The sequence below is a fragment of the Streptomyces sp. NPDC058401 genome (assembly GCF_042722885.1).
Taxonomy (GTDB): domain Bacteria; phylum Actinomycetota; class Actinomycetes; order Streptomycetales; family Streptomycetaceae; genus Streptomyces.
The window spans coordinates 1-5,749 of sequence record NZ_JBHXKA010000243.1 but is presented as its reverse complement, the minus strand read 5'-3'; the positions used below and the strand labels follow the sequence as shown (position 1 = coordinate 5,749).

Below are 5,749 nucleotides of genomic sequence, written 5' to 3'. Positions count from 1 at the left end.
GCGGGGAGCCCCGGCCAGGGGGCTCCCCGCCGTCCGTCTGTGCGTGGCGGCGCGTTCCCGTGCACCCGCATTCCTGTCAGCCGGCTGTGAGTTCGGGTTCTCATCCGGCTCTTATGGACGGCTTATCCGGCCGTCACCGGTGCTGCCTAACTTCGGCCGCATGTTCTTCACCTACCTCCGGCGCGAGCTGCGCCGCCGCAGGAAGGCGGCGCTCGTCGTCGCCTCCGGACTCGCGCTGGGCATCGCCCTCGTCATCGTCGTCACCTCCGTCTCGGCGGGCATGACCCAGGCCCAGGGCAAGGTCCTCCAGTCGCTCTACGGCCTCGGCACGGACATGACCGTGACCAAGGCCCAGACCCCGCCGGCCGAGGGCGACACCACGGCCCGGCCCCGGTTCAGGTTCGACGCGAAGGGCGAGGGCGACGCGAATGCCGGGTCCGAGCAGAGCAGCGACCTCGTGATGCCCCAGGGCTTCGAGACCCTCGACGCCGCGACCGTGGGCAAGGTGTCCGGCCAGAGCGGGGTCGCGCAGGCCGTCGGCGGCCTCAGCCTCCAGGTGATGAAGGTCAACGGGCAGTTCAAGCGCGGCGAGTTCAAGCGCGCGGAGGGCCAGACCGGCGGCGGAGCCGCCACCCGGCCCGGCGCCACGGGCGGTGGCCAGGGCGGTACGGTCGAGGGCGGCGGCGCCGACTTCGACGTCAACTCCTTCTCCGTCTACGGCGCGGACGTCACCCGGCCCGAGCTGGGCCCGCTCACCACCTCCAAGATCACCGCCGGCCGCACCTTCGCGGCCGGGGAGACCGACGCGGCCGTCGCCGTCGTCGACAGCGCCTACGCCACGAAGAACAAGCTCGCCGTGGACTCCGAAGTCACCGTCAAGGGCTCGAAGTTCAAGGTGATCGGGATCGCCACCGCCGACAGCGGGGACGCGGCCGCCAACGTCTACGTCCCGCTCAAGCAGGCCCAGACCCTCGCCGGAACCCCCGACAAGATCACCACGGTCTACGTCCAGGCCAAGGACTCCCAGGCCATCGGCTCCGTGAAGCAGGCCATCCAGAAGAACGTCCCGGACACCACCGTCACCACCTCCGCCGACCTGGCCGACACCGTCTCCGGTTCGCTCTCCACCGCCGCCTCCCTCGCCTCCACGGTCGGCACGTGGCTCTCGTACGCCGTCCTCCTCGCCGCCTTCCTCGTCGCCGGCCTGCTGACCTCCTCGGCCGTGTCCCGGCGCGTCCGCGAGTTCGGCACGCTCAAGGCGCTCGGCTGGAAGAGCGGCCGCGTCACCGGCCAGGTCGCCGGCGAGGCCCTGGTCAACGGGCTCATCGGCGGAGTGCTCGGCATCGGCCTCGGGCTCGCGGCCGCGTACGCCATCACCGCGATCAGCCCGCAGCTGACCGCGCAGCTCGCGGCCGGCGGCGGCCGGGGCCAGGGCCCGGGCGGCGGTGGCGGCGGGATGATGCGCTCCGCCCGGCAGGGCGCCGGCAAGGCCCTCGACATCGCGCTCACCGCGCCCGTCTCGCTCTCCACCATCGGCCTGGCCGTCGCGCTCGCCGTCGCGGGCGGACTGATCGCAGGCGGCTTCGGCGGCTGGCGCGCTTCCCGGCTGAGGCCGGCGGACGCACTGCGCCGCGTCGAATAGCCCGCGGGCGCAGGTTCGTACGGCCGTTCGTGCGTCCGTCCGTACGCCTGCCGGCCCGCCTGCCCGTCCGTCCCACCGCCCCGCAACCCGAGGGAACGAACCAGAGATGTACCAGCTCACCGGTGTCACCAAGCGCTACCAGCGCGGCAAGGAATCCATCGACGCCCTCGCCGGCGTGGACCTGACCATCGAGGACGGCGGCCGGCTCGTCATCCAGGGCCCCACCGGCGGCGGCAAGTCCACCCTGCTCCAGATGCTCGGCGCCCTGGACCGGCCGACGGCGGGACAGATCGTCCTCGACGGACTCGACCTCGCCACCGTCTCCGAATCCCGCCTCACGCGGGTCCGCGCGGAGAACATCGGCTTCGTGTTCCAGTCCTTCAACCTGATCCCCACGCTCACCGCCCAGGAGAACGTCGAGACGGCCCTCGTCCCGCTCGGGCTGAAGGCCCGCGAGCGGCGCGACCGGGCCGCCGAGGCGCTGGACTCCGTGGGGCTCGGCGAGCGGATGGGGCACCTGCCCGGGGAGATGTCCGGCGGCCAGCAGCAGCGCGTGGCCATCGCCCGGGCGCTGGTGAAGCGGCCGAAGGTGCTGCTGGCCGACGAGCCGACCGGCAACCTCGACGAGTCCATGCGCGACGAGGTCATGGAACTGCTCGAAGGGCTGTGGAAGGAACACGGCCTGACCTTCGTCATGGTCACCCACGACAGCGCCCTCGCGAAGCGGGCCCCGCGGGTGGCGACGATCCGCCGGGGGAAGGTGACCGTCACCGAAAACCCCTGAGCCCGGCCGGGGGAGGGCCCCGGCGTGCCGCCGCGGACCGGTTTAGGGTCCGGAGCATGACGATCACCGCGCTCTCCGTGCCCCCGACCGACAGCGAGATCGACCACTGGTGGGCCGTCCTGGCAGCCGCCCGGACGGCGGACCGGCCGGGCACTGCGCCCCCCTCCCGGACGGAGGTGGCCGGAGCGCTGCGGGTGCCGTCGGTGCGGGGGCGCTCGGAGTACTGGGCCACGGACGACGCGGTCGCCTCGCTGGTCCTGTTCACCGACGGGGCCAACGAGCACACCGCGTTCCTGGACGAGCTGACGGTACGCCCGGACGCGCGGCGGCGCGGCGCGGGCGCTGCCCTGTGGGCGCGGGCCCGCGAGGAGCTGCTCGCGGACGGCCGTACCTCGGTGGCGGCGGAAGTGGATCTCGGAGGTCCGGGGCAGGCCTTCGCCGAGTCCCTGGGCTTCGAGAACGTGCTGCCGATGGCCTGGTACGTCCAGGACGTACGGGAGGCGCGGTGGGTGCAGGGCGCGCAGGCGGCGAAGGGGGAGGCGGCGTCCACCGCGCCCGGCTACGAGCTGCACTGCTGGCCCGGACTGGTCCCCGACGCATGGGCGCACGCCGTGGCCGTCGCCCACGGCTCGATGGAGGACGCGCCGACGGGGGAGCTGGACCAGCAGATCCAGACCTGGACCGCGGAGCGCCTGCACGCGGTCCAGCGCAAGATCCTCGACCGGGGAGGCGCCCTGACCACGGTCGCCGCCGTCACCCCCGACGGCGAGGTGGCGGCCTACACGGAACTGGTCCTCCCCGACCCGGCGGGCCCGCGCGCGCTCCAGTACGACACCGTGGTGGCCCCCGCCCACCGGGGCCACGGCCTCGGCCGCGCGGTCAAGCTCCGCATGATCGCGGAGGAGGCGACCCGCCACCCGGACCTGCGCACCATCGCCACCTCGGTGGCGGACGACAACGCCCCGATGCTCGCGGTCAACGCGGCCCTGGGCTACCGGCGCGAGCGCGGGGTCGGGTACTTCCAGCTGACGCTGTAGCCGCGCCGGGCTACGGGGCGGCTTCCCCGACGGTGCCGGGGGCGTGCTCCCGGCCCTGGGCCTGTCCCTGCTCCCGGTCCGGGCCCGCGGGCGTCGCGGACCAGGAGGCGAGGAGGCTGAGGGCGTCGGCCGACGGGGAGCCCGGGGGCGCGTGGTAGGTGACCAGGAACTGCGCCGGGTCGTCCGGCAGGGACAGGGTCTCGAAGGAGAGCCGGAGCTCGCCGACCAGCGGGTGGCGCAGTCGCTTGACGCCGTGCGTCTTGTTGTCGGCCACCGTGTGGGCCGCCCACAGCCGGCGGAACTCCTCGTTCTTGACGGACAGTTCACCGACCAGCGCGGACAGCCGTTCGTCGTCCGGGAACTGCCCGGCGTACATGCGCAGGTTGCTCACCACCTCGCAGGCCCGGCACTCCCAGTCCGCGAACAGCTCGGCCGTCGCCGGGTCCAGGAACACCAGCCGCACCAGGTTGCGCTCCTGCGCCGGGAGCGCCCCGAAGTCGCCGAAGACCGCCGCCGCCAGCCGGTTCCAGCCTATGACGTCCTGGCGCCGCCCGACCAGGTACGCCGGCACCCCGTCCATCGCGTCCAGCAGCGTCCGCAGCTCCGGCCGGACCTGCTGGGGGCGCGGGGCCTGGCGGCGCTTGCGGGGCTTGGGACCGGCCAGGTGGCTCAGGTGCGCACGCTCCGTACCGTCCAGGCGCAGGGCCCGGGCGATGGCGTCGAGTATCTCCGCCGACACGTTCTGGCCGTGACCCTGCTCCAGCCGCGTGTAGTACGCCACCGACACCCCGGCCAGCTGCGCCAGCTCCTCGCGGCGCAGGCCGGGGACCCGGCGGTGGCGCCCGTAGTCGGGTAGGCCCACGTCCTCGGGGCGCAGCCGGGCGCGCCGGGAGCGCAGGAACTCGCCGAGCTCGGCTCGCTGATCAAGCTGGTCCATTACCCCAGTATCGCCGCGCGGGCGTACGGGCCGGGGGCGCGAGCCTGACCCCGCCAAGGGTAGGTCCGCCAGACCTAGGCAGGGCAGGGGGATGGGTGTCCCGGGCGCAGGAGTGCAGGCTGTGAGCACACAGCAGCACCGCACGGCGGTACCGCACAGCGGAACTGCACGGCAGTCCCGCACAGCAGTACCGCACGGCAATCCCGTACGCCCATCCCGTACGGCCGCAGCACAGTCTTCCGAGGAGCCCCACCGTGTCCGTCACCCAGGTCGCCGCCTACGCCGCTCCCGCGCCCAAGGCCCCGCTGGAGCGCACCACCGTCCCGCGCCGTCCGGTCGGCGCCCACGACGTACTCATCGACATCAAGTTCGCCGGCATCTGCCACTCCGACATCCACCAGGTCACCGACGGCTGGGGCGAGGGCATCTACCCCATGGTCCCGGGCCACGAGATCGCCGGTGTCGTCGCCGAGGTCGGCCCCGAGGTCACCAAGTTCGCCGTCGGCGACCGGGTGGGCGTCGGCTGCTTCGTCGACTCCTGCCGCGAGTGCGAGCAGTGCCTCGCCGGGCAGGAGCAGTTCTGCGCCAAGGGCATGACCGGCACGTACAACGCCCTCGACAAGAACGGCGAGCCCACGTACGGCGGTTACTCCACGCACCTGGTCGTCGACGAGAACTACACCGTCCGCATCCCCGACGGCCTCCCCCTCGACATCGCGGCCCCGCTGCTGTGCGCCGGCATCACCCTCTACTCCCCGCTCAAGCACTGGCAGGCCGGCCCCGGCAAGCAGGTCGCGGTCGTCGGCCTCGGCGGCCTCGGCCACATGGGCGTCAAGATCGCCCACGCGCTCGGCGCCGAGGTCACCGTCCTCTCGCAGACCCTGCGCAAGCAGGAGGACGGGCGCAAGCTGGGCGCCGACCACTTCTACGCCACCAGCGACGAGGCCACCTTCAAGGAGCTGGCCGGCCGCTTCGACCTGATCGTGTCCACCGTCTCCGCGCCGCTCGCCCTCGACGCCTACCTGGGCCTGCTCAAGGTGGACGGCGCCCTGGTGAACGTCGGCGCCCCGGAGGAGCCGGTCTCGCTGAACCTGTTCTCCGTCATCGGCGGCCGCAAGACCCTGGCCGGCTCGATGATCGGCGGGATCGCCGAGACGCAGGAGATGCTCGACTTCTGCGCCGAGCACGGGCTCGGCGCCGACATCGAGGTGATCCGCGCCGAGGAGGTCAACGAGGCCTACGAGCGCGTCCAGTCGGGCGACGTCCGCTACCGCTTCGTCATCGACACCTCGACCATCTGATCCTCCGGCCATCAGGCCTGCGTGTGACGGCGGATCCCGGGGGCACGC

General features: G+C 73.1%; 5 protein-coding genes. 4 read left to right on the top strand and 1 reads right to left on the bottom strand.

Annotation, left to right across the window (positions count from 1 at the left end; translation table 11 throughout):
* The first annotated feature begins 160 nt into the window (after positions 1 to 160).
* From ACFWNV_RS39105 to ACFWNV_RS39095, 3 genes are all read left to right on the top strand, one after another.
* A complete protein-coding gene (locus ACFWNV_RS39105) occupies positions 161 to 1,642 on the top strand; it encodes an ABC transporter permease (RefSeq protein ID WP_383956948.1) in 1,482 nt (493 codons plus the stop codon).
* 106 nt (positions 1,643 to 1,748) lie between these two features.
* The gene (locus ACFWNV_RS39100; protein WP_383956945.1) at positions 1,749 to 2,426 is read left to right on the top strand and encodes an ABC transporter ATP-binding protein; all 678 of its coding nucleotides are present in this window, start codon (positions 1,749 to 1,751) and stop codon (positions 2,424 to 2,426) included.
* Positions 2,427 to 2,482: 56 nt separating this feature from the next.
* Positions 2,483 to 3,463 carry a GNAT family N-acetyltransferase gene (locus ACFWNV_RS39095; RefSeq protein ID WP_383956943.1) on the top strand — a complete coding sequence of 327 codons (981 nt, stop codon included), beginning with the start codon at positions 2,483 to 2,485 and terminating at the stop codon, positions 3,461 to 3,463.
* A gap of 10 nt (positions 3,464 to 3,473) precedes the next feature.
* Here ACFWNV_RS39095 and ACFWNV_RS39090 read toward each other — a convergent pair whose 3' ends face one another.
* A complete protein-coding gene (locus ACFWNV_RS39090; protein WP_383956942.1) occupies positions 3,474 to 4,400 on the bottom strand; it encodes a helix-turn-helix transcriptional regulator in 927 nt (308 codons plus the stop codon).
* 254 nt (positions 4,401 to 4,654) lie between these two features.
* On the opposite strand from ACFWNV_RS39090, the gene ACFWNV_RS39085 reads away from it, so the two are divergent.
* The gene (locus ACFWNV_RS39085) at positions 4,655 to 5,701 is read left to right on the top strand and encodes an NAD(P)-dependent alcohol dehydrogenase (protein ID WP_383956939.1); all 1,047 of its coding nucleotides are present in this window, start codon (positions 4,655 to 4,657) and stop codon (positions 5,699 to 5,701) included.
* Positions 5,702 to 5,749 lie beyond the last annotated feature (48 nt).

Bases quoted from the DNA above. Each gene is read 5' to 3' on its own strand.
- ACFWNV_RS39090 (WP_383956942.1), bottom strand. From the start codon at position 4,400: ATGGACCAGCTTGATCAGCGAGCCGAGCTCGGCGAGTTCCTGCGCTCC.
- ACFWNV_RS39095 (WP_383956943.1), top strand. From the start codon at position 2,483: ATGACGATCACCGCGCTCTCCGTGCCCCCGACCGACAGCGAGATCGAC.
- ACFWNV_RS39105 (WP_383956948.1), top strand. From the start codon at position 161: ATGTTCTTCACCTACCTCCGGCGCGAGCTGCGCCGCCGCAGGAAGGCG.
- ACFWNV_RS39100 (WP_383956945.1), top strand. From the start codon at position 1,749: ATGTACCAGCTCACCGGTGTCACCAAGCGCTACCAGCGCGGCAAGGAA.